At 53.9% G+C, this 23,228-nt stretch carries 16 protein-coding genes and 1 pseudogene; 8 read left to right on the top strand and 9 right to left on the bottom strand.

The window, feature by feature from the left end; all coding sequences use genetic code 11:
• Nucleotides 1–8 precede the first annotated feature (8 nt).
• Both ACI512_RS19510 and ACI512_RS19505 read left to right on the top strand, forming a co-directional pair.
• Nucleotides 9–854: an alpha/beta fold hydrolase gene (locus ACI512_RS19510; RefSeq protein WP_236379913.1), complete on the top strand. Its 846-nt coding sequence runs from the start codon at nucleotides 9–11 to the stop codon at nucleotides 852–854.
• Nucleotides 851–2,035, top strand: a complete 1,185-nt coding sequence (locus ACI512_RS19505; RefSeq protein WP_236379916.1) for a multidrug effflux MFS transporter — start codon at nucleotides 851–853, stop codon at nucleotides 2,033–2,035. The genes ACI512_RS19510 and ACI512_RS19505 overlap by 4 nt, the downstream gene beginning before the upstream one ends.
• Before the next feature lie 982 nt (nucleotides 2,036–3,017).
• Here the strand turns inward: ACI512_RS19505 and ACI512_RS19500 are convergent.
• Both ACI512_RS19500 and ACI512_RS19495 read right to left on the bottom strand, forming a co-directional pair.
• Nucleotides 3,018–3,373, bottom strand: a pseudogene (locus ACI512_RS19500) (type II toxin-antitoxin system RelE/ParE family toxin).
• Between the two features lie 2 nt (nucleotides 3,374–3,375).
• Nucleotides 3,376–3,666: a type II toxin-antitoxin system ParD family antitoxin gene (locus tag ACI512_RS19495; RefSeq protein ID WP_231807536.1), complete on the bottom strand. Its 291-nt coding sequence runs from the start codon at nucleotides 3,664–3,666 to the stop codon at nucleotides 3,376–3,378.
• A 545-nt stretch (nucleotides 3,667–4,211) separates the two neighbouring features.
• Between ACI512_RS19495 and ACI512_RS19490 the strand changes: the two genes are divergently transcribed.
• Nucleotides 4,212–5,978, top strand: coding sequence for a hypothetical protein (locus ACI512_RS19490; protein ID WP_231807535.1), 1,767 nt, complete (start codon nucleotides 4,212–4,214; stop codon nucleotides 5,976–5,978).
• On the top strand, nucleotides 5,975–7,690 hold the full coding sequence (locus ACI512_RS19485) for a chemotaxis protein (RefSeq protein WP_231807534.1): 1,716 nt from the start codon (nucleotides 5,975–5,977) through the stop codon (nucleotides 7,688–7,690). The genes ACI512_RS19490 and ACI512_RS19485 overlap by 4 nt, the downstream gene beginning before the upstream one ends.
• A 174-nt stretch (nucleotides 7,691–7,864) precedes the next feature.
• Here the strand turns inward: ACI512_RS19485 and ACI512_RS19480 are convergent, their stop codons facing one another.
• Entirely contained in the window at nucleotides 7,865–8,155 is a 291-nt protein-coding gene (locus ACI512_RS19480; RefSeq protein WP_405121898.1) for an aldehyde dehydrogenase family protein, read from the bottom strand.
• Nucleotides 8,156–8,563: 408 nt separating this feature from the next.
• On the opposite strand from ACI512_RS19480, the gene ACI512_RS19475 reads away from it, so the two are divergent.
• Both ACI512_RS19475 and ACI512_RS19470 read left to right on the top strand, forming a co-directional pair.
• A complete protein-coding gene (locus ACI512_RS19475; RefSeq protein ID WP_405121274.1) occupies nucleotides 8,564–9,595 on the top strand; it encodes a hypothetical protein in 1,032 nt (343 codons plus the stop codon).
• Nucleotides 9,596–9,632: 37 nt separating this feature from the next.
• Nucleotides 9,633–10,259: a hypothetical protein gene (locus tag ACI512_RS19470; RefSeq protein WP_231807531.1), complete on the top strand. Its 627-nt coding sequence runs from the start codon at nucleotides 9,633–9,635 to the stop codon at nucleotides 10,257–10,259.
• 557 nt (nucleotides 10,260–10,816) lie between these two features.
• Here ACI512_RS19470 and ACI512_RS19465 read toward each other — a convergent pair.
• The 5 genes from ACI512_RS19465 to ACI512_RS19445 all read right to left on the bottom strand — a co-directional run bounded on the left by ACI512_RS19465 (nucleotide 10,817) and on the right by ACI512_RS19445 (nucleotide 16,926).
• Nucleotides 10,817–10,999: a transposase gene (locus ACI512_RS19465; protein WP_231807530.1), complete on the bottom strand. Its 183-nt coding sequence runs from the start codon at nucleotides 10,997–10,999 to the stop codon at nucleotides 10,817–10,819.
• The gene (locus ACI512_RS19460; protein WP_274091297.1) at nucleotides 10,989–12,545 is read right to left on the bottom strand and encodes a hypothetical protein; all 1,557 of its coding nucleotides are present in this window, start codon (nucleotides 12,543–12,545) and stop codon (nucleotides 10,989–10,991) included. Before ACI512_RS19460 ends, ACI512_RS19465 begins: the two co-directional genes overlap by 11 nt.
• A gap of 23 nt (nucleotides 12,546–12,568) precedes the next feature.
• Nucleotides 12,569–13,366, bottom strand: coding sequence for a TIGR02391 family protein (locus ACI512_RS19455; RefSeq protein ID WP_405121273.1), 798 nt, complete (start codon nucleotides 13,364–13,366; stop codon nucleotides 12,569–12,571).
• Between the two features lie 5 nt (nucleotides 13,367–13,371).
• The gene (locus tag ACI512_RS19450; RefSeq protein ID WP_231807527.1) at nucleotides 13,372–14,178 is read right to left on the bottom strand and encodes a hypothetical protein; all 807 of its coding nucleotides are present in this window, start codon (nucleotides 14,176–14,178) and stop codon (nucleotides 13,372–13,374) included.
• Nucleotides 14,179–14,259: 81 nt separating this feature from the next.
• The gene (locus ACI512_RS19445) at nucleotides 14,260–16,926 is read right to left on the bottom strand and encodes an AAA family ATPase (protein ID WP_231807526.1); all 2,667 of its coding nucleotides are present in this window, start codon (nucleotides 16,924–16,926) and stop codon (nucleotides 14,260–14,262) included.
• Between the two features lie 515 nt (nucleotides 16,927–17,441).
• On the opposite strand from ACI512_RS19445, the gene ACI512_RS19440 reads away from it, so the two are divergent.
• Nucleotides 17,442–19,055 carry a dsDNA nuclease domain-containing protein gene (locus ACI512_RS19440; RefSeq protein WP_231807525.1) on the top strand — a complete coding sequence of 538 codons (1,614 nt, stop codon included), beginning with the start codon at nucleotides 17,442–17,444 and terminating at the stop codon, nucleotides 19,053–19,055.
• Between the two features lie 6 nt (nucleotides 19,056–19,061).
• The gene (locus tag ACI512_RS19435) at nucleotides 19,062–21,206 is read left to right on the top strand and encodes a DEAD/DEAH box helicase (protein WP_223529114.1); all 2,145 of its coding nucleotides are present in this window, start codon (nucleotides 19,062–19,064) and stop codon (nucleotides 21,204–21,206) included.
• A gap of 168 nt (nucleotides 21,207–21,374) precedes the next feature.
• On the opposite strand, the gene mobH is transcribed toward ACI512_RS19435, so the two are convergent.
• A complete protein-coding gene (gene mobH, locus ACI512_RS19430; RefSeq protein WP_231807603.1) occupies nucleotides 21,375–23,105 on the bottom strand; it encodes a MobH family relaxase in 1,731 nt (576 codons plus the stop codon).
• Nucleotides 23,106–23,228: the final 123 nt, after the last annotated feature.

The following is a 23,228-nucleotide window of genomic DNA, read 5'->3' as shown; positions in this document are numbered from 1 at the left end:
AACACACCATGCCTTCTCAAAGCTGTTTCTTTACCAATCGCTCGGGCTTGCGCCTGCACTTTTTGCGCTGGGGTGCATCGACCGGTGTGCCCATGGTTATGCTGCACGGCTTGCGAGCCTACGCCCAGACGTGGGAGTCGCTGGTGCAATCCCTGGGGGAGGATTATTGTGTCTACGCCCTGGACCAGCGCGGTCGGGGATTGAGTGACTGGGCTAAGCCGGCCACCTACCATACCCAGTCCTATGTCGAGGACCTTGAAGATCTGATTGCTTATCTGGGCCTGCAGCGTTTTGTATTGCTGGGGCACTCACTGGGCGGCGCCAACGCTCTTGAGTATGCGCGGCAACACCCTGGCCGCTTGCTTGGATTGATCATTGAGGATATCGGGCCAGGCTCCTCAAGCCAGGGTGATGGCGCTGCGCGTATTCGTCGCGAGATGGGCCAGACGCCGTTGAGGTTCGAGAGCTGGGAAGCGGCGCGCGCATTCTGGCAGGCTTCGCGTCCGGGGTTGTCGGAACACGGTCTGGCATCGCGGCTAACGCATTCGATGCAAGAGCGCGAAGGTGCGATTACCTGGCGCCATGATCAAAAGGGAATCGCCGAGGCACGGCTGAGTATCGAGCCTACGGACCTGTGGCCCGCAGTGCGCGCATTGGATTGCCCGAGTCTGTTCATTCGCGGCGCTCGCTCGGACTTCCTGCCCCCGGCGACGCTGCAAGCAATGAGTGCCAGCAACCCACATGTGCAGACGGTGGAGGTCGCCGATGCCAGTCACTATGTTCATGATGACCAGGTCGCGATCTTTAATGGGCTGGTTGCAGACTTTCTCGACCACCTTGCGCTGGCGGAATGAAACCCACTCTGCGCCAGGTCGCGTTGCTGGCCTCGCTGACGGCTTTTGTGCCGTTTTCCATCGATACTTACTTGCCCAGCCTGCCGCAGATTGCTGTTGAACTGTCGAGCAGTACGGCTCACGTGCAGCATACGATCAGCGCCTTCCTCGCGGGCTTGTGCCTGGGCATGCTGTTTTACGGCCCGCTGTCGGACCGCTATGGACGGCGCCCATTGCTGCTGGGAAGCCTGGTGCTGTACGGGCTGGGGACGCTGGGTTGTCTGTTTGCCGCAAACATCGAGCAATTGATCGCTTGGCGCTTTATCCAGGCGCTTGGCGGGGCCGGTGCAATGGTGCTGGCCAGAACGGTGGCTCGGGATCTATTCGGTCTGGCGCAGGCCGCCAAAGTGCTGTCTTGGATGCAAATGCTGACGATGATGGCGACGCTGGTTGCGCCCATGGTGGGTACCTGGCTGGTACTGATCGACGGCTGGCGCACCATATTCGCGGTGCTGTTCATCCTCTGCGGGCTGTGCCTGCTGATGGTCAGCATGGGCTTGAATGAGAGCTTACCGCCGCAGGCGCGAGGCGCATCAGTGAAGGCGGCGTTTGCGGCTTATCCGAGCATTTTCCGACAACCGCGCGGGGTGGCGTTGATCCTATGTATGTCACTGACGTTTGGCGGGGTATTCGCTTTTATCACGGCCTCGCCCTTTGTGTACCTGGAGTACTTCGGTGTGTCGCCGCGCACGTTCAGTGCGCTGTTTGGCCTTAATATCCTCGGCATCATTGCGGTGAGCTTTATCAATGCCCGCTGGGTTACGCGCCTTGGGCCGCAACGCATGCTGGGCTTCGGTGCCTGGGTGGCAGGTGGGGCAGGGCTGGCGTTGATGATATCGGGATATACGCAGAGGGGTGGCCTGAACAGTATTGTGTTGTGCCTGATGTTGTACATGGGGGTGACAGGTTTGCTGGGGGCAAATTGCACAGCGAGCCTGATGAATATGTTCCCGAAGCAGGCGGGGGCGAGCGTTGCTCTGGGCATCTCGATGCAGTTCGCCTTTGGGGGGCTGGCAAGCCTGTGGGTCAGCCGCATGGCCGATGGTACCCCATGGCCGATGTGCCTGGTGGTGGGCTGTTGCGGGCTTGGCTGCCTGCTGGCGTTTGGCATTGCACGGCGTGCTCCGATCACGCCTGCTTAGGTGCGGGATCAACCCAATGTGACGCTTCTGTCCTAATGAGGCGCACTGCATGTCGATATCAGGCGTTTAGGTACCGCTATGAGGCTATTTTTGCGCTTGGAATGCCGCGTATTGTGACCCGTCATAGGAGAGTGGTGATCGCTTGACCCTATAGTCAGTGCGTCTTAACGTCGATCAAAGCTGGCTATCCGGGAAGACGCAACTTTCTATCCCTCTCCATGGCGCTGGCGGGCGGGTTACTGCTCGGGGAAAAGGCCGGGGAGCTGGACCCAGATATGCCAATGCCAAACACAAAGGCTCCGGGGGCCGGACGCAAGATTGCAATGCTGGTTCATCCCCGCATCAGCAAGCGCTCAGACTGCTCCAACGGCAATGAGCACTCTGCGTATTTGAGCTGAGGTGATCCGATAGCATTCAACGGCGATAGGGAACTGTCGCAGGTGTTTTTTCGAGAAGAAGATTGTTGAGCCTCAGGCTGGGGGCATCCTTTTCAAACCATCCAAAGCATGCCCTCAGATGTGCCCCCAATGTAGCAATCTACCGGAAGTGAATGGAACTCCATGGTTTGTGGAAAGGCAGAAATGATCAGCTAAACAGCCTGCCCGACAACGCCTAAAGACTCTCAGGATCGCCAAAAAACATTTTGACTAGGCTCTAGAACAGTAGTTTCAGCTTGAAAAACTCGAATTATGCCCCCAGTTATGCCCCCAATTGCGCTGAGTGTGCAAGCGATCGCGATTTGCGATTTCTGACGCGGACCTCGGTGGCCATAGCTGGCATTCAGTGCCCCCCCGTATACCGGATGACCAATCCGAATCCGGCAAATGCTTGGTGGTTCGATGAGTCGATATCCTTATTGAAGTTGCCCGGGCTATCTTTCAGCACCTGTCCTGAAATAAGTTGGCTGGCAGAGTGGGGGGCTAGAGGGAGCGTCTCACCTTCGTTGTTCCTGGCCAGTCATGTCTGTGTCTTGGATCGCTGATCAGTCATCAGGCAAGTGCAACTGCACGTCCATGGCGTCATGAAGGAGTCTGACGACCTCGATCATGTCGTCATTGCCACACGATAGAACACTATATGGCGTGGGCTTTTGACCATTCCATGGGTTTGTTTGGCCTGCTGGCGTGAATAGATGAGGTGAAAGCTGCGAAGGCCCGGTGCAAGCTCATCGCGGTCATGGCTGCCAATGCGATAAGGCGTGTCGGCAAGCACTTGCAGCGTCGCGAGGATCAGCGTCTGGTAGCGCTGGCGTGCTTGATCGCCGAACTGCGTCTGGGAGAGCCTGAGGATGTCGACAATGTCGGCGCGCGCCGCGTTGGAAATCCGATACTGCGGCATGCTCAGTGTTTCTCTCTCGCGGGGAGGGTGGCCTCCAGGCTCAAGCCCTCGAGGTACTGCTCCAGATCTCCTTCGTTCACCTGATTAAAGCGCCCACGCTGAAGATCCATGATGCCGATCGAAGTTGCCTGACGCAGTGCCTCAATTTTGGCGGTGTCTTCGGCGACGCGCTGCTCCAATAAACGTAAACCTTCTCGCATCACTTCGCTGGCATTCTGATAACGACCGGACTGAACCAGGTCATGGATAACCTGTTCCTGGTGAGGGGTAAGCACCACGTTTCTCGTTGCCATAACTAGCTCCAGTTCCATGCAAACAGGTACTTTTGATTGTTGGCATATTATGCCATTTTCGCTCAGGAGAATAGCTTGGGGCCGACATCCGGCGATCAGGTGAAGGCTGACTCGGCGCCAATCAGCATCGCGCCGCTGCCTGCCTGGAGGGGGCCGGACGGCCGTGGAAATCAACAATCGCATTGAACGATCTATGGGACACCACTTTCGCACGTTTGCACGCCAGTGATGCAATGCTAAAGACTATTTCGGTCAACTGGCAGTCAGATTCGGACTCCCCTGGTTTTTATTTACCATGAGGCCGGTCGCTCCGGACCGCTGGTTGTTCGCCAGCAGTCGCATTTCGCACGTACCATCTCCGATTCGTATGCGAATCGGAGATGGCGCAAAACAACCCGCAGCCACTGTTGTGTGCCCCACAGAGGGCGCGTGCCATCGTTGCTAAAAGCATTTTGTAAAGAGCAACCAGAAAGCCATCATTCGATTAATATGTGTCGCGAGTGCACACTCATACGCCAGGACTTACAACGCCAGGGAGTGCCGGGATGGCTTTACCGACAATCGATGAAATCGCCAGATTGAGCCAGACTGAAACGCTGCCAGACATAATCTTCTCTGACCGCTTTCGCTGCGATTTTAATGAGCAAGAAACGTTTGCCCAGTTGCTGGCGCAGATGCATAACGATGGCAGGGTCGACTTGCTCGCACCTCTTGATGAAGCTCTCGTGCAAAATTACTCGGGTTACAGCCGCGTCCATGGAATACAAATTTTTGAGCGGATTCTGGGTAAGCTCAACGTCCCAGCTCTACACATCCTGAGAGCTTTTGATACGATTTACGGCGATGAACTGAATTCTTACGCGACATCCACCGCTCTGACAGAGTGGTGCCGTTCAGCACCATCCAGGCCTGTTGAACTGCTTGATCTAACTCACCAGCATCCAAGAGCAGCAGACAGATACCAGACGCTTGCCATTGCGATTCGTTGCGGGCTGGCAGTTGACGAAGCTCGATTCACCAAATGTGCGCTGGGGCACCTGAAGGACGATAACGAAACGCAGCGGATGGCGGCAATAAAGGCGCTCTGCAGTTGCTCGTTCAAAAATGGGGAGCTTTGGACTGTCGTTGTTGGCACCATGATTGAAACGTTACAGGGGACTGATGATGAGGCCTTACGCTCGGCGATTTTAAAAACTGGCTTGTCGTGGGTGCCCGTCGGCAACGAGGCGCCTCAGTCAGAGATCGAGCAACTAATCAAATCGGCCTGCGTTCCTGCCTCTGCTCAGATCGCCCACACCGTAGCCTATGCGCTGGCTTACAGCTTGCCAGCACAAGGCCTACCCATCGTTGACCATCTTTATGCCCGCCTCCTGGAAGCGCCTCTTAAGCCTGAAACGATCGGGGCGTTGGACGTTGCGTTGAGCAATAGCTTGAAACATTGCGGGGGAGAAAGAGCACGTTCGATCATTGAGGCCTTGGTACTCAGGCCAGCAGAGTCTCCGAAATTAGGGCATTTTCAAATGTTGGTTCAGTCACTAAGGAAAGCTCCGCAGGAAGTGCTAGACCAGTGGGTTATCTCATGGTTGCGCAGAGGAGATTTCCGACTTTGCCGCGAGCTCAAAGAGAGTCTGTTTGAAGTGGGCGTGGATCATCTCTTCTCCACTGATTTTAGCCCAGTCGTTCTCGATGATTGGGAAACAGGATTCATCGCACGCAAGGCGGTGGCAACTTTCTTCTATCAGCCCGGCACCTTGGCAAGCTTTCTGGCGTCACTGGCACGCTCTACTGCCGGGCAGCGGAGCATTGATCTGGTCGCACTGATTTTCGACCCAGTATTTTTGAACTATCCAAGTCTCGCAGAAAGTCATTTTGATGCGATCGCAGCAGACCCGTCCGATCCAGCGAACTGGACAGCACAGGCAGCGGTTAGCCAATTGAAGGGGTATCTCGACGGTCTACAGAACATAAAGATGCTACCTGAGCTCAAACCTTCGGAGCGCGAAGTTCAATTGGAATCAGAGCGTCAGGCAGAGGTTACAGCGCGTGCAATGCGCGATTCCTGGAAGGATTCGCTCATGGCTGACCTCGGTGGAATACAGCGCCTCGTGCTTTACGGTAACGGGATGGTGACCTGGCACCAACAGAGAGAACTCAGCGCTACCTCAACGCAAGCGCTGGGAAATCTAGCCCGTGCAGAACACCCCATGACCAGTGTGTCTTATCAGTACAGGCTGGCGAGAGAAGACTTTCTCGACCCGCAGGGGCTGCGACAGCGACTAATGGCGTACCGTTACGAGGAGCGTACTCGGTGAAGCTGGTATTCAGGCAGTATCTCGAATCGCTAAGAGAGCGAAAGGAACTGGACGTAGTGCTTCCAGATCTTCTGAGCGAGCTCGGATTCAATGTGATCTCCCGGCCAACAATAGGCTCTCGACAATACGGCGTCGATGTCATGGCCATCGGTCAAGACCAGGGGGAAGCCAAGGTTTTTTTATTTTCAATCAAGAAGGGCGATCTGACCCGGGCTGAGTGGAACTCCGGTGAGCAGAGCCTCAAGCCATCAATTGAAGAGATCATCGAGGTTTACTGCAACACCTCAATCCCTGATCAGTTCAAGTCTCTGAAAATCGTTATCTGTATGTGCTTCGGTGGAGAAATCCATGAGGCTCTACGCGTCAACGTCGCTCAGTTCACTGCAATGAAAACGACAGAGCGCATTTCGTTTCAGGAATGGAACGGTGACTACATCGCGGGCCTGCTCATGGAAGGCATTTTAGGTCAGCAGCTCGTAAGCAAGGAACTGCGTGGAAGCTTTCAGAAGTCTATTGCGATGCTGGATGAGCCTGATATTGCTTTCCAGCACTTCTCAAGTCTGATCAGAGGCATGCTTGGGGCCGACAGTTTGTCTGCTGAAACCAAGCTCTCAAACCTGCGGCGTATTTACATCTGTCTGTGGGTGCTATTCGTCTGGGCTAGGGACGCGGACAATCTCGAAGCGCCTTACCGAGCCAGCGAGCTTGCAATCCTGCATGCATGGCATGCCATTAGGGCTCACATTGGACAAAACGAGAAAGGCGCGAAAGACCTTGGCACTACATTCGAAGCGTTGGTCGAACTACATTTCTTCATCTGGGACGAGCTCTACGGTAAAAAGGTGCTTCCTTACGTAGGGGTTAGGCACGCTATTTCTATGGCGGTGAGCACTAGCACACCCGTAGACGTCAATCTCAAGCTATTCGAAATGTTGGGGCGCCTGGCTCAACGCGGCCTTTGGATGCTCTGGAAAGAAGGAGGCGGCGAAAACACCCCTGATGTCGTTGGCCGTCGGGGCCACGACGATGCCCGCAAGCTGGCATCACAGATCAGCGACCTTATAAGCAACAATCCCTCTCTGCTCAGTCCTATTGCAGATGCTCAGTCTATTGACATCAGTGTCGCGCTCGTCTTCCTTTCAATGTTTGAGGAGTGGCAGTCGGTCGCACTCGACTATTGCGATTTTCTCATGGACAATTTCGTCTTCACCTATCGCTATCACGGTCGGTACCCCACCATTTATGGTGCGTACTGGGAGCTGATCGAGCATCCCAAAGAGCAAACACAGGAATACAGGAAACGGCACACCCAAGGTAGTACGTTACTTCCCTTGCTGTGCGTTTGGGGTTCAGCGTCTGGCACTTCGGAATTTACGCAGGTGGTGACGGCATTCGTGAAGAGTGAGCTCGTTCATTGCAACCTGCAAACATGGGTTCCTGGGCAAGACTCTGAATCCATGCTTTACATCGGGCCATCTACACATGGTTGGGCGCTCACCGAAATTCCGTTCACCCCTGATGGCGAGCAGGCCATGGAAATGCTCCAAGCCGAGTGCAAGAAATGTGACGTGTTTGCAAGCTTGTCAGCCATCAATCTGGGGCATTGGCCAGTGCTAGTCATGGCCTGCCGGCACCATAGATTGCCGCTTCCTCCTCACTTGTGGATGCCCGTCCTGATACAAATGAGGACGGCGAGTGTGCAGAATCATTAACACCATCTGGAGATTGGGCAGATGTGTGCCTGCTCGCTGAAACGCCAGTTTTGTTCTGGAGTGACATCCCTCGACCTGTCGGGGCCGAGGGGTGCAGGAGCCTAGCAGGCTACATGATTGATCACTCCAGCACTTTCGAGCGCCAGACGATCATTTTCTCGGTCTGCATTTCCTTCATGTGTGAGGGATGCCGCCAACGCCATGCCCAGACAAGCGCGCCGGCAAATGGCATCTAATCAACCCAGACAAGATGTTTTCCTTGACTATAATCGCGGTGGCATCGATGCGTTGGTAGCAGCGCACGGCCGCGTCCAGACTTTGTATAAACACTACGGCTTGGAATGCAAAGGGCAGGGCGTTGGCCAATTCAATGGCCTCATCCAATTGCTCGAAGGCATAGACAGCAATTAAGGGTCCAAAAACCTCCTTCTGCATCACGTCTAACTCAATAGGCGGGTTGAGCAGCTCAGTCGGCTGTTAGCAGTTGTTGCCGAGTGCCTGACCTCCGCTGACGATGTCGCCCCTGCGTATACGGCCGCATCTACCCACTGCCCAACCCGTTCGGTTTCCTCTTTACGAATGATTGGGCCTACATTGGTTTCAAATCTGTCGGATCACCCACGACCAGATGGTTGCCGAGTTGCGCCAGGCGCTGAGCAGCTTCTTGGGCGATGCTGGAGTGGCAGAAAATCCGTTGGACACTGACACATGCTTGAGGTGCTGGCAGCCTACCCTCAGACCTTCGTTTCAAACTGATATCATCTGTACAATTCACTCTCCCATCCGCCATCGCTGCAACGCGTCATGCGTTTTGAGCAAGTTCGAATTAGCCCGCCACGATGCGACGAAGCCTAAGGAAAAGCGTTACCTCATATGGATATATCGGCGTTTTCCAGCCCAGCCCAGACATTTGAACAACTGATCGTCGAGTTGCTGGCGGCTACAGGATCGCAGGTGCTCAAAGATATTGAGGTACCTGGCGAATTGGGCCATGACCGTGTGGTCGACTATGTAATCAGGAGGCCTGATTGCACCTATGACATTTTGGAAATCAAACACTACAGGCTCAAGTCGCGGCCCCGTATCGACATGCTCGAAAGGGCCTTCGTTAGCGTCAATAGTACCGTCGACGTTACGTCCGCAACGGTTGGAATCCTTGTTCTTAGCTGCCCAAATGAGATCATCAGCGATCAGCTCAAGCGACGCTTTCCGAGGATTCGGGTGTGGGGGCTCAGAGACATCTTCACTCAAGCACGAGCCATCCTCGATCTTTTTCAGCGCTTGGCCACCTGCCTTGAATTGGACATCGCGCAGGCAAACAGCTTCGTTGATGGTGAGTATGTTTTGCCAGACGTTGAGGAGCGGGAAGTCGAGGAAGGGGCTCGAATCGCAGAGGTGTTCACGGACATAAACCCTGGTCGCGAGGATGCGTATCGATTCGAGGACGCATGCATTAAAGCGCTGAGATTCCTGTTTGAATTCGACCTCGCCGGATGGCACCCACAAAGCTCGACGACAGATGAACTGCATCGAAGAGATCTGGTGTGCAGGATATTGGCTAAAAGCGAGATCTGGAGCCTGTTACTTAATGACATCAAGAGCCGCTACGTTGTCTTTGAATTTAAAAACTACCGCGAGCCGTTTGGCCAGGCCGAGGTCATCACCACTGAACGATACCTCTACCCAATGGCGCTCCGAAATGTCGCTATCATCATTTCCCAGAACGGCCACAACGAGTCAGCTCGAAAGGTCATGGACGGTGCGATGAGAGAGCATGGGAAGCTGATCATTTCCATCAAGGTGGCAGAGCTGCGATCGCTGCTGATCGGTAAGGACAAGGGGGAGGATCCGAATGGTTTCTTGTTCCAGAGAGTCGATGAGTTTTTGATCGGCCTTGCGCGCTGATAATGGACAGCTTCCATTCATTCATCAGAAGGGTTAGATGCAGACTTCACTCAGTTATCAGTCCCTATTTTTGGAGTTGCGCAGATATTTGCTCGCTCATCAGCCAATCGGCACGCAGGAGACTACGCGGTCGATCAAAGGCTTCTTTCGGGGTAAATTTGGCGCCGACCATATCGTGATGTCGTCGGATGCTGAAAGCAGCGAGTACCTAGCTGACCTGCTGGTGTTGAACTTTAATCCCAAGGACGTGCTTGTTCGTCGTACCCTTGACCTGGTGCCCGAATCGATCAGGGCGTTTATCGCAGTTGAGTCTGAACTAGGTGGCAGCGGCGCTTCGTCCGCATACGGGGTTATGAAAAACGTCGTGGAGGATTTTCTTAAGCTTCTCCTGATACAGAGTGACTACAAGATTCTGATTTTTACGTCGCTCCCATACTCCAAAGAGGTCAATCATGTTGAAAGACGAGTTGACACGCTACGCGAACTCTACAAACGGGCTTCAGGCTTAAACTCGGGCGCGCTTCTGGTGCATATCGAAGGCAGGCAAGTCAGCTCAACCCAGGTACAGACGGTTGTCACCCCAGTTTCCCTCAGAGGGTTTGTTATATCGGCGAATGGAAGCGGAGTGACACATATCGAGTCACTAGTGTCTTTGCCTGCTTGATGCGAAGACATCGCGCGGCAGTTGGACGAAAAAATTGTGATGGCATAAGGGGAGATGATGGTCAACGAAGTCAAAGGCATCCAGTCAGTTGAAGGAACCATGTCCATTCTGGAGGCTGTAGCAGCTGCTGAGGGCGAGTCTGTAGTGGCCTAATGTGCCCGCACACCCCAATAGGTGGCTATATGGCGACGAGCTGTTGGCGGTGATGCAGAATTGCTCTCCCTGCTGGGGCAAGACTGCCCCAACATGGATAGGTAGATGCCCAGCACAGACGGCCGTAGCCTTGAAGGTTGCTTGGGTCAGCGTTTTTTCGGCAGATGGGTCAATTCTTCATCAGCGCCTGCAATCATAGGTCATGGGCCGTTGGATTCGCTATCACAGCCTTCAATCCTTGTGCGGATGGGTCATTCCAATGACCAAGCCATACCATCTTATATCGGGTAATCGCCAATCACTCGGTCGAGGATCAACCGGGGCAATGTTGGTCCATACTTGCAGGTTCCGTATAGTTCAATCTCGCAGCCGTGGCGAATGCCAAGCCAAGAAACATGCCTTGATTAAGTCGGCGAGCGGCTGACCAGCCCAAAGCCGTCATACACCCGCATTTTCACCCGAGTGGCGCGGCGGTTAGCCAACAGATAAACAAAGTGCGGCTGCGCCGCACCGCGCACCGCAATCACTCGGGCCAATGCTGTTTCAGTGATGCACGCGTATCCATGGGCTCGGTGGCTAGCTTGCATTCCGCAGGGGCACCGTCTTGATGTTCCTTGGATCGATGACCAGTTTCAGACCTGAGGCGGTCGCTTGGTCGAATCCATATTCTTCCAAGTCATCGACCTTCGGGCGAACATCAAGGGCCTCGAAGCGGGTGGATCGATATTGCCAGTCAGGATCTTCGGTCTTTACAAAGAACACCTTCGCGCTGAAAGCGATGCTGGTATCGGCAAATGACGCGATGTTGAAATACAACCCTTCTGCAGGGGGAAATGCCTCTTCAATTTCTATAGCTTGGAATTCAAAGCGCGCGTCGGGCTGCGGGTTTAGCAGGATGTCCACGGCCATCCGTGCTTCATTCGCCTCCCAGAAAGCATCGAGCGTCAAACTAGCAGTGGAGCGCATGCCAGCGTTTGTTAGAAGACGCAACCACCCGTCCGCGAATGTGGAAATGAGCGGCAGTTCTTCGATGTACGGCCCTGTGACCGGTTGATCGACATGCAACGTGATCGCGGGAATCTTTGGGTTTCCGGTAATCGTCAAGGTCGCGCGACCAGATGACATGAGCGTGAACGCGCGAAGTAGCTCTGCCCATTTCTCCAAGGTTTGCTGCATATCATCGATCGAGCCGATGCTTTCAAGTTTCACTCCCGTTGGAGTCAGACGGATGATCATTTCTGCGGAGCGGATCAGAAGCTCCGGTCCATGAAGTTCTGAAAGCGGCGGTCCGATAAACATTTCAGCGTCGAACCGTGCAGCTTGTCCGAAGCCTAGGCCACGTATCGAAATCTCGCAGAAACCCAGGGCGGGAGGCGTAAGATAAAGCGACTCGATGTCGTCAAAAAGTGTGCCTTGATAGGGAAGGCGTATGCCAAAACGGCTATCGAACACTTGGAGATGGCGCGGTTTTAACGGCGCAAGGCCGAGTAGGATATTGCTGAAATGCTCCGGACCTTCGATTTGTATAATGGCTTCTGCCTCGTACCGGCCATTCTCATAACCGAGTTTGACAAGCTGCCGCTGCTTCCCGATTGTGTAGGCGCTAGGATTTTGCCCACACGCGTCACTCAGCGCGGCCAACAAGCCCCCGGGTGTCGGTTTGAAACGTAATCCAATTTTTTCGTAGTCGTAGCTGATATCGGTGTGGTTGATGTCATGCGCCTTACGAGCCTCCGCGAGCCTCAACCGTTTAAGAATGCGTGCGAGCTCTTTCCCTATAAGATGGACGAGATACGCGGTGTGGACTTCGCCGTCACTGCTCAGGCAAAACACGATGATGAGGGCGGGCCGAGGATCCTTGGCCAAGCGTTCAATGGCCGAAAGGCTTAGACGGATACGGTTCCCGGTGCGGCCGAGCGTTGATTTCAACTGAACCCGAGCAGCATTGGTTAGACGTTGATCGAGAGGCAACGACGTTTGCCCAGGCAGCGCCATCGGGAATTCGACGATAAAGTCCCAACCCATGACGTCGATGGCGCTCTTATTGCAGCAGAGAGCAGCGCGTTCGCAGAGCAATTCGAACTGTCGCTCCCCAATGCGGCCGATGCGTTCGGATTCTAGTTCGTTTGCCATTTAGCTCTCGATACCTCTAATGATCACGCGCGTGATAGCACTTGCGCCATGTCTAAGCGTCGATGAATCAGAGAAACGATCGACATTAGGTTTTGTGCGTCTTCCTTGGTCATCGCCCAATGTATTCGGGCCTCATGCGCGGTCGGATTGCGAAACATGCCGAATGTACCGCGGACAAGATTGGCAAACCCACTCTGTTCGCTACGTTCGCTAGCCGTCGACAGCGCGTTGATAGCCATGAGAGGGGGATTGCCAGAGAGAGCACGATCCACCAGAGCAGATCCGTCATCGGCTATTCCGGTGCGGGTACGCATCTTGTCAGCAACACTTTTGACAGCTTCTTGCGCCGCATGAAAGTAGTTGTCAACGAGAAGTTCGGCGCGGCAGAATTTCAAGACATCTGGGTGAACCCCTCGCCCTTCAAGGTCCGCGCGCAAGTCGCGAGCCCTCTGCAGAGCTTCTGGCAAGGTCTTGGCTACATCCGCCGACTTCAGCTCGCCGGCCTCATCGACCACAAGCCCGGCGAACACAAGCGCCTGGTTCAGGCGAGCCCGCATTGGCTCGTAGCGGTTAGGCTCGTGAATGTAGCGAGCGGGCTTCATGGCGCGCCGAATGAACTCGAGGATGTTGGTACGGTTTCGTTTGGTGTTCTGGCATTCTGCAAAAGCGTTGTAAATACGGACGCGCTTCGTCATAGGTCCGGGATCGGCAATCTTGCACGAGGCCAGCAGGTGCTCGATCTCAGGTCCGCTCAGACCCTCTGTGGTATCGCCAAGCGCGCGGGCGATCGCATCTAACTGATCTTGCGAGAAAAAAGCCATGGGCATCACCGGCCGTTTGATAGGCGGCGCAAGAAAGTCCTCGCCGTAATGAGCACTACATGTAATCGGAAGGTGCTGTGATCCTCGTCGGAAAGGCCCGGATGGGAGCCTTCCGAGTGGAGCATCTTGAAGAGACCGTTGATGTAGTTCTTTCCATCCTGCGTCCATTCCTTACGGTCCACAGCAAGAAAACCGATTTCCGCAAGGAGTGCGCGCCGGTTCTCAGAGCTTGGGCGCTGAGCCGCCTCTAGCGGCCGGATATTACGGGCTATCTCGTCCAACAGGCTTTCGAAGAACGTCCGAAGCTGGCTATTGCAGGCCGCCCAGTCGCCGCGTGTGTGGGCTTCAATCGCCTGGTCAATATGACCGAGAGGGATAACGAACCCGAAAAATTTCAGGAGGCGGTGGACCTCGTCGTCGGTTTCAGGAAGTAGGACCTCGCCGGGCAGAGCGGCGCGAATGGAGGCGTTTAGCCCATGGTCATCAAAGACGAGCACATAGCCGTCCCGCGCCAAGCTCCGCGCGAAAGCTGCATGCAAGGATTGAGTTTGATCCTGTTGCTCCAGCTGCGCGGCCTGTCGAATTACGGCCTCACCCAAGCTCATGGTGCCATCAAGCGTCGGAACTACGGTCTCGGCGCGTTGCACCACGATGCGGCCGAGGAGATCGCATTTCTTGGCTACGCTAAGGCTAGTGCTTGAGGTGATTTCATCCTCGAGGCCAAGCCGGAGCACAACCTGATTAAAACGTGCCTGCGTGTTCTGCTCTAGCAATTCGACTGCAGCAATGAGTGTAGGTCGAGTAAAAGGCATGGATCGCATAGGGTATGTTCACACTCGCATCAGTACTTCTAATCGGGTACCAAAGATGGGCAGGGCACAGGCATCGCATCGTTAGCGTCCAGCCCGTAGATCGAGGTGATCAAGCTCTTCTAAGGTGTGAACTACTGACTCCACAAGCTCTGCATCAAAATCATCGCGGTCAGCTTCTTCGTGCGTTCCCTTGTTAAGGTAGGTCCACACTAGGTTAGTGGCTGGGATTCCCAAAATGCGATCATAGGCGGTCAACAGGGGGCCTTTGTTGGCATGGTTGAATGTTTGTGCATCCCGTAACTTCTTGACCAGTGCTTCACAAAGGTTTCTCAACCCGGGCTCGGCACCAACCCCGGCGAGCATGATATTTAAGACACCCTGGTCGTGACTGCCGAGCCAACGCCATACCTTTTCAGACAGCATTTCTAAGGCTTGGCGTGACGCTGCTAGGGCATCTCTATCATTCAGGGCTTCTCTTGCGGCCCTAGCTTTCGCGATGTAGTTTGCGCTAGGTACGTTTCCGGTCACTCTGGGTTGATAGTTGCCGTCATGATGGCGTAATAGATAGACTTGGCAGCCATTGCGTCTCTGGACGGGGAGATGTTGCTGGATGTCCTTGATGAATTCGTTGCTGTGACAGGTGACGATTAATTGAGTTTGAGCAAAGTGGTCACTTTCAAAGATTGTTTCTCGAATACCGCCTCGATGATCGTGGTCGATTGCATTAATGGCGTCGTCGAAGACGATGACAGGGCATTCTATGCTTTTCGCCTTAGCCATGAGGATTGCCAACCCGAGGCAGCGAATATGGCCTTCGCTAAGTATGTGGAGTGCATCGACCCGAGCTCCCGGATTACCTTGGAAGCAGATCTCAATCTTCCCTTCACCTCCAATTGGAAGGTGCAGTGCGAATAATTTGTCCTCATCCCGATCATTGCGGTTGAATGCGTTGTAAAGATCCTTGGCTGCGTCGTTGAGTCCCGCTATCAACTGCCCCGGGAGCTGATCCCTGTAGGACCTTAGTTCTAAAAGAAATCGGTCATAAGTCCCCTTGAAGGGGGTATCCCGCTTTATGTCGAGAATCTCTTGGTTCGTTTGGGCGATTAGCTCAGCATTTGTTTCGTCGAATGCATTGATACGGCTATTTGCAGCCTCAACGTTCTCTTGCAGTTGCTGTCTCTTAAGATCCTGGGCTTGAACTTTGAGCTGGAATTCGTTGAGCCGTCGACGCTCCATAATGTGCGGCTGGCGATCCTGCTGAGCTTGCAACGACGCAACGTCTTGGGCTGCCATGCGATCCACCACAGGCAGGATTTCATCAAGGGACGGTAGTGCATCTTGAATCACCGCCGTTTGGGGGTAGATGCTTGACCACCAACGTTCAACCGGTTCTTCTGGAAGCTGACCAATCCACTGGGAAATGGCCTTATTTTCTCCGGGATGGGCATCAATGAAAGCGGCGACGGGACTGAACATCTGGCGCAACTCACGTGACGCTTGCCCAAACGTTGTCTGCGTAACCTGCTGCTGCTCCTGGAGAACACCAAGCTCTTCAAGCTGTTTAAGCCCTTCACCCGCCCTTAGATATGGATCTGCAGCTACGTGAGTCTGACCTTTCAGTGGGGTGTCACAGGCCGGGCACCGGTCTCCCACGACTTCTTGTAGGGCCAGGACCGAGTCATAAAGCGCCTTAAAAGAGACTTGGTCGCTTCTGGCGCGAAGAGCTTCAACGATGTCTTTGAGCTCCTCATCACATTTGTGTGTTTTCTCAAAAGCATCTAGAAGGCCCTGGCGCGTTACGCCGAGCACATTAAGCGGTACCGCTTCCAAAATCGCTTCGAGTTCCTGAAGGCGACCCGGAGTTTCGGGGGTACCGATAAGCTCTTTAAGCACGTCATATGTGATCTCGGCGTCGTACTCCTTCGCTAGGGCTGCCTCTTCTTCCGCCAGTGCTTGCTGGGATGCTGCTTCATTTTCAACGGTCGTTCTATCTGCTGCCAACGCATTTCGGCGAGCGGTCAATGTGGTCTGTTGTTCGCCGAGAAGGATAAGCTGCCCGTCGATGCTCTCATTGAAATGGCCCACGAACTCATTGAACTGATCCATGCCGAAGAGAGTGGCAATGAGTTCCGCTCGTTGGGCATTGGGTCGTGCGGCGATTCTGGAAAAGGCGTCGATCCGGTTCTTTTCTACGAAGCAGAAACGATAGGTGTCAGCGTTGGCAACGACATTTACTTCTCGCCCTTGCTGATCGGTCGCTTTCAGTATTGGTGCGCTGAATCGCCCATCATGGACATTGGCGAGATAAGTGCGGGCTGCAATGCGCTTGCTTCCCGCCTCTTCGACATCTCCCAAGAGCGCGTACTCCAGTCCTTCGCACAGACTGGTTTTGCCGCTACCGTTGGGGCCGTAGAAAAGGACGATTTGCTTGGTGAGGTCGAATGGCTCGGCTGCTCGAAAGCCTCGAAATGGACCGAGTGTCAGATGTCGAAGTTTCGCCCAAGGCCATGTCCCGAGATCAGCCTGAGCAACTGCGACCGGAGCAATATCTGCGGTACCCTCGAGTTCTCGTCGAATCAGCTCAACTAGGTATATGGATCGCTGGCTTCGTTGACGCGAGGTCCCAGCCAATTCATCGAATTTCGACAAAACCAAGGCAGCTAGACGACGGACATCTGCAGGGATGTCTTTTTCAGGCTGATAAAGCCATCCCACAAAACGCTCAAAATCCTGCCTGGCCGATGCCATATCCTCTCCTTTGGTACCGCCTCGTTGCGTCCAGCTTAGCGTAATATCATCTTGGTGGCGTCTTCATTTGCAATGTATGAAACTCAAGCGTCAAGCAGAATATTGGGTACGAACTACGATGCCTCGAGCCGTCCAATACGAAGCTCCAAATCTACAGATAAACGAGTATTTGCAGCCATGCTGTCGCTGCTTGAAGCGCACAAGCCTGCATGGGCGGCTTTCCTGGGCTACTCCATAAGCCGGTGCATACGGGACCCCTCATATCTGGAGGCTTTTCGAGGTATATCGCGAGGCGCCTGTTTAAGGTCGTTCTAACCTAGCGGTGTGGTCCTCATGCTCTCTCCATAATGCTCCTGTGCCGTGGCTCTTACGTTGCGAGGGTAGGCGGTTGAGGAATAGGGATAGTCGGCCAATTGCCATTAGTGGTAGCTTCCGTACTAACACGCGCGTCTGCTATCCCTAAGTGACCCAGGATGCCGACGTGACCGGCTCGATTCAAGCGATACAGGGACGTCATGGTGCTTATCAATATCCCATCGAACAAAGGTGGGCCTGCGGCAAGGCAAGGTTTCAAGTACCAGGATCACGTTGCTGTTTCCTTCATACTGAAGATGCTTCGCGATAGCAGTTACCAGCACGTCGAGTGTGAGACTGCTGACGACATCGTGCTGGTCTCTCGCCAGTCTGGTGAGACGGTTAACGAATATATCCAGGTCAAAACCACCGAAGGTGACAGCAAGTGGAACCAGAGTGAAGCAACAGCTCTGGACAGCGGTCGGGCTGACACTTCTCTACTGCAGAAGTCACTGCTATGTGACTGCCGCCCAGGAAAAGCTCTGTTTCGAATGGTCACCAAACGCGATACCGCCAAAGCTTTGAATTGCTTCAAGTTAGAGCTTGAAAAGCGAACTCAGCCTGATCTTGCGACCAGTCGCGGGACAGCCCTTGCTAAGAAATTTAAGAAAACACGATCACCCATGGGGCGTGACTTTTGCTATTGGGCGGATAATTTTGTGTGGCAGATATGTGGCGATGTGGACGCGCTGGAGTCAGTGAATCTGCGTAAGCTTGCAGAAATAATCGATCTTCGAGGCTCGTGGCCTACGCACAAACAACAGCAGGCAATTTACGCCGAATTTCTGAGCTGGGCAGATGATGCGGCAACCGCAAACGTCATCTCGGAATCTATCCAAAAGGTCATTACGCGCGCGGATGCCATGGATCGCCTTGATGCATTCTTGGCGGCGGCTGATAGCAAAAACATCACTTACTCGAAGCCCTATAAATCTAAGCCTCCGCCGTTTCTGGTCGAATTCCATGCGGCAACCGAGGAGGGATTGCTACGAAGCTTGACTGGGTACGACGTTCAGTATGACTTTGGCGAGTGGAGGCAAAAGGAACTTGCTGAGCACCTGGTTCAGTGGCTTCCCGAGTTCTGTTTACAAGCCAGCGAGATTGTGAATTTTCAGGTTCACCATGCTCAGACGATTCTGTCGAAGGCGATTGCTACGTTCACTCAGAATGGTATGGAGCGCGATAAGTTAATTGCAGAACTAATCCTGCATGTGATTTTGAGAAATAAGGAAAATAGCGAGCCTATCGCGTGCAAAGTGTTTTTTGCCTCAAAGACAGGCCTATCCGAGTTCGGGAACGCCCATATTGTTCAGCGCTCAGGCGAGGTTGATCAACTCTGGTTGGGGTTGGCGAGGATGATTACTGTGGGGACTATGGACCAGACTATGGCGCAGGTTTGCAGTACTCTGGATTCGACAATTAACAAAGCCGCACTGACCAACGAGCGCGAGATTATTATCTCACTGCGCGAACCGAATCACCTCCGCTCCAATTCGGAGGAGTTCAACAAAGCATTAGAACGAAACGCGCCTGCTGAAGAAATGCTGAAGGTGCTGTGCTTTCCTGTGTTATTGGCTTATGACAGTGATGCCTTATCCTCTGGGTACCTCTCCGACTATATTGATCGGCTGAAGCACGAGATCAACGACCACTACAGTTCATTGAAAGTCCATCTGCCGAAGAGAATGGATCAAATCCGAATTGCTGTGTTCCTTGTCCCTATCGAAAGCATCCAGAACTTGATCAAAGAGTTTAACTCACGTTGCAGGGTTTAGGCTGACATGAGATACGAAGTAGTTAAGGAACGACTCGAACGGCTCGGTGAAGATTCAAGCTCCAGGATCGAGCTTCTCCAAGCTATCAGTGTTGCCGTGAACCGGGGGAATCCAGAGTGGGAAGGACGGGACCTCGTCATCCGTGCGCTGGATAAATTCGCCTTGTTTGGTGAAGTTGAGCAATCCCTTTTGCTGAGTATGATCCGCGCGGTGGGCCTATTCCCTTACATCACTCCGTACCTCGATGGAATATCGATTTCAGACCGTCTGGCCTATGAGGTGCATCGGGTGGACGGAGTTGAAGCGGGCATGGTTTTTCATCGGCTGCAGGCTCATGTGTTCAGCTTGCTGATGCAAGGACGCAACGTCGTGCTGAGTGCCTCAACAAGCGTCGGTAAAAGCTTGGTGATAGACGCCGTTCTGGCCCAGGAAAAATTTCGCAAGATCGTGGTCATCGTCCCAACCATCGCCCTCATCGACGAAACGCGCCGACGTCTGGTCAAGCGCTTCAAACAGAGGTGCAATGTCATTACGCATCCGACTCAGGAAGCCGACGACGCCCGAGTAAACGTTTACCTGCTGACCCAGGAGAGAGTCCTCCAGCGTGACGATCTACAGGACGTCGGCTTTTTCGTCGTAGATGAATTCTATAAACTTGACCTGTGCAGTGACTCAGAAACTGGCAGCCGTGCAATTGATTTGAGCTTGGCTTTCCACAAGCTGGCAAGACAGGGGGCGCAGTTCTATCTACTCGGCCCGCATATCCAAAATATCCACGGTCTCGACGCTTATGAGTACAATTTCATCCCGTCCAACTTTTCCACAGTGGCCGTCGATGTTGAGTATTTCAATTTGCCGACCAACGGAGATGCACGCAAGGACAAGCTCCTAGAACTCTGCCGCAAAATTGCCACCCCCACGCTCATCTACTCTCAGTCGCCAGCAAGCGCTAACAAGGTTGCACAGCTCCTTATCGAAAAGGGTGGGTTTTCGCCGCTCGCGCAGACCCAAGACATTGCTCAATGGATCGCGAAGGAATACCACCCCCAGTGGAACGTCGCTAAGGCCATATCGCTTGGTATCGCCATTCACCATGGTGGCGTCCCTAGAGCGCTGCAACAGTATTTTGTGAAGCTCTTCAACGAGGGGACAATCAAGCACATTATCTGCACGTCAACGATGATTGAGGGGGTCAATACCTCAGCAGAAAACGTCATCATTTATGACCGCCGGGTTAGTAACACGCCGTTCGATTTCTTCACGTTCAAGAACATTTCTGGCCGCGCGGGTCGCATGAACCGCTACTTCATCGGCAAGGTTTACATGCTGGAGGCTCCGCCGGAAGAAAAAGATCTCACTGTTGATTACCCGATCGGACTGCAGAACGAAGATTCTCCGATGGGGCTTTTGATGAAGCTAGAGCCGGAGTACCTCACGGATATCTCCCGTCAACGGCTGGATCGGGCGTATGCGACACCGTTGTTGTCTACTGCGACCCTCGTCGAAAATCGGCATATCCCGGTTGACCGGCAGATAGAGATCGCCGAATCAATTATCAGGAATCTTGCAGTGAGTCGCCGAATGCTCACTTGGAAAGGAAACCCTGAACAAAACCAGCTCGAATACGTGTGCACCTTAGTCTGTGATCACCTTCAGACCAAACTGATGGATTATGGAATCATTTCAGGTCCTCAGCTCGCCTTTCATATCAACTCTGTCCGAATGGAGAAAGACTTCTCGGCGTATCTGCAGAACGCAATCGACACTAACCGAGCGGGCACCACTGCGAGCGAAGCGATCAACCTTCGTCTCAAGTTTATCCGTAACGTCCTGTGCTATCGCCTTCCTCGTGATTTTATGGCCATAAGCAAGATCCAGGCGGATGTCTTCACCCAGCGCAATATTGAGCCAGGAGACTTCAGCTTCTTCTCTGAGCAGATGGAGAACCTTTTTCACGATCCCTTACTGACGGCGCTGGACGAATATGGGATTCCCACGCAGGTCTCGACGCGTATTAAGAGTTCAATTCTTCCATCTGACAACCTGAATGACCTGCTGAACAAGTTACGGCACTTGGCGATCCGCCTGGATGGGATGCAGCTGTCCCCATTTGAGCGAAATATTATGAAATGGGCGATTGCCGAGATGTAGCTCTAAGGCGCTGGCAGGGAGCATCTGCAGGGTCAAAGCGTGGTGCGTTCGGCTTCGACTTGTGCCCTGTGAGATGTATTTAAATCGTTGAGCTGGCAACAGGGACTGACGCGCAGTGCGCGATCCTTCGCCTGGTTGCCTGAGTCGAGTCTGGGATGTTACGGACATTTAAGATTTTTCAATTTTTAAAAAAATATTGTCCGAAGGCACCGGCGTAGCTTCGAATAATAGTTTTGGTTTTTCTAGCAAATAGCCCTGGAGTTTTCCTTTCTTCCGAGGACCTTCCACCTGACAGACCCAAATATTTAAACCATTGTCGCGCTTCCTGTGGACCTTCAGTTTCTCAAACTGCTTCTGCACCCAGCGCCATTCTTCAATCTCTTGGCAGGCACCCTGAGAGATACCGGGGAATTCTTGCGTATAGCGTTGAAAGAGACCGGGCGTGACCAGAAATACGCTCCCATTCACTGTGTGGATTTTAGCCTTGCTGTCGTTGATAATCAGCTTGTGGCTCAGAATGCCTTCCTTGACCCAATTCAGGAATGCCTGGCCTGGGTTACCCGATTGAAGCATTGAAGTTTCGACAGCACTTTCTGACAGTGCGTCACTGGCCTCAGGCTCTTCCAACTCGAACATGTCCAGCAGCGTGCCGAGGTAATCGACATCCTCTAGTACCATGGGACCTGGCTGCGGTTGGCTTTGAGCTGATCCTGCACTGACTGTCTCGGGCGCTGGTGTTGGTATCGGGGAGTCAGCTGAGTGTTCATGAGCCGCTATGCTCACCGTTCCACTGAAAGCCTCGGGCCGGTCTTCGTTCCCCCAAATCAGTACTGGTTGAAGGCGCAGAAAGGTGAAACTCTGCTGCCAGTTTCCTTGTGCCACAAGCGCGGTCCAGATGGCTTTGCCTTCCGGCGTGGACTCAACCAATCCATGCGATTGCAGCTCATCGAACACCGCGAGGTTGGACGAGGGAATGCCCTCAATCGATTGCGACAGCAGATGGGCTCGCAGCTTGTCCGTGACCGTCTTGCTGACCAGCCACAGCGCGTCTTCAGTCAACCAACCCGCGGCACCTGGCTGGTTGAGTTTCAGCTCGTGCTGAACCAGATGACGCAGTCCGCTGATCAAGTGATGTTGCAGCGAATGAATCGGCGCTTGCAGCGCCTTGCTCGGGTTTCCGCCGATGTTCTGTGCGGTGGAAACACGGTCGGCCTGAATGACCAACTCGCCCAGCACGCCGGTGCGCTCGTATTGGCCGGACAGGACATACAGCAGGCTGGCCCACAAGGATGGAAATCCACTGAGCCAGTCCAAGATTGGTCGGCCAAGAATCTGGGTGTAAAGCAAGCCTGCGGCAGCACCGTGCAGATGGTAGTCACGACCCTTGAGATAACGAAAGCGGTAGGGCTGATCCAGTGGCCCCTGCCAGGGATGCCAAGGACTACCATCCTGGCGTTCGACCAGCAGGTCCACGGCGATCTTGCCGATGTCATGCAGCAGTGCACCATAGGCGATGCCTGCGGACCAGGCATCGGTCTGGGCGGCTTGGTCTTCAGGTGCGGCGCCGGTGGGAAGCAGATACGACTGACGCAATTTCAAACTGCAAGCGACCAGTTCCAACCCATGGTCGAGCATGCCGCCAAGATAAGCATGGTGGTGCGTTTCGCTGGCTGGAAGCTGCTGGACCAGCTCGGCGTAGCGATGGATCGGATTTAAATAGAGCTGGCTGAATTGCGGATGGGAGAGGGCGGTGTACTGCCAAATGCGATCAAGCAACTGGCGGCGATGCTCGGCAGCTAACAAGCTCTGGGACGATTCGATGGGCAGGTACCCATCGGCGACGTTTACGGTGTGTGGCGGAGGAGGCTTTTGCCTTTTGTGCCGAAACAGACTGAGCATCATGGTCCTCCCGGGAGCTGGCAGAGTCAGTGGCCTTTTAGCCTTTTCGGATAGGGCTCTTACCCTTGACTCCCCATTCCCTTCCAACCCTTACCGGTCCTTTTGACGCGTTTCCCTTTGTGC

Origin of the sequence: Pseudomonas petroselini (assembly GCF_045037875.1) — a bacterium.
In the GTDB taxonomy this organism is placed as follows: Bacteria; Pseudomonadota; Gammaproteobacteria; order Pseudomonadales; family Pseudomonadaceae; genus Aquipseudomonas; species Aquipseudomonas petroselini.
The sequence above is the reverse complement of the archived record's forward strand: the minus strand, read 5'-3'. Positions and strand labels throughout refer to the sequence as shown.

Bases quoted from the DNA above. Each gene is read 5' to 3' on its own strand.
- ACI512_RS19495 (WP_231807536.1), bottom strand. From the start codon at position 3,666: ATGGCAACGAGAAACGTGGTGCTTACCCCTCACCAGGAACAGGTTATC.
- ACI512_RS19505 (WP_236379916.1), top strand. From the start codon at position 851: ATGAAACCCACTCTGCGCCAGGTCGCGTTGCTGGCCTCGCTGACGGCT.
- ACI512_RS19475 (WP_405121274.1), top strand. From the start codon at position 8,564: ATGGATATATCGGCGTTTTCCAGCCCAGCCCAGACATTTGAACAACTG.
- ACI512_RS19455 (WP_405121273.1), bottom strand. From the start codon at position 13,366: ATGGCTTTTTTCTCGCAAGATCAGTTAGATGCGATCGCCCGCGCGCTT.
- ACI512_RS19470 (WP_231807531.1), top strand. From the start codon at position 9,633: ATGCAGACTTCACTCAGTTATCAGTCCCTATTTTTGGAGTTGCGCAGA.
- ACI512_RS19445 (WP_231807526.1), bottom strand. From the start codon at position 16,926: ATGGCATCGGCCAGGCAGGATTTTGAGCGTTTTGTGGGATGGCTTTAT.
- ACI512_RS19460 (WP_274091297.1), bottom strand. From the start codon at position 12,545: ATGGCAAACGAACTAGAATCCGAACGCATCGGCCGCATTGGGGAGCGA.
- ACI512_RS19435 (WP_223529114.1), top strand. From the start codon at position 19,062: ATGAGATACGAAGTAGTTAAGGAACGACTCGAACGGCTCGGTGAAGAT.
- mobH (WP_231807603.1), bottom strand. From the start codon at position 23,105: ATGCTCAGTCTGTTTCGGCACAAAAGGCAAAAGCCTCCTCCGCCACAC.
- ACI512_RS19510 (WP_236379913.1), top strand. From the start codon at position 9: ATGCCTTCTCAAAGCTGTTTCTTTACCAATCGCTCGGGCTTGCGCCTG.
- ACI512_RS19490 (WP_231807535.1), top strand. From the start codon at position 4,212: ATGGCTTTACCGACAATCGATGAAATCGCCAGATTGAGCCAGACTGAA.
- ACI512_RS19440 (WP_231807525.1), top strand. From the start codon at position 17,442: ATGGTGCTTATCAATATCCCATCGAACAAAGGTGGGCCTGCGGCAAGG.
- ACI512_RS19465 (WP_231807530.1), bottom strand. From the start codon at position 10,999: ATGCAAGCTAGCCACCGAGCCCATGGATACGCGTGCATCACTGAAACA.
- ACI512_RS19450 (WP_231807527.1), bottom strand. From the start codon at position 14,178: ATGCCTTTTACTCGACCTACACTCATTGCTGCAGTCGAATTGCTAGAG.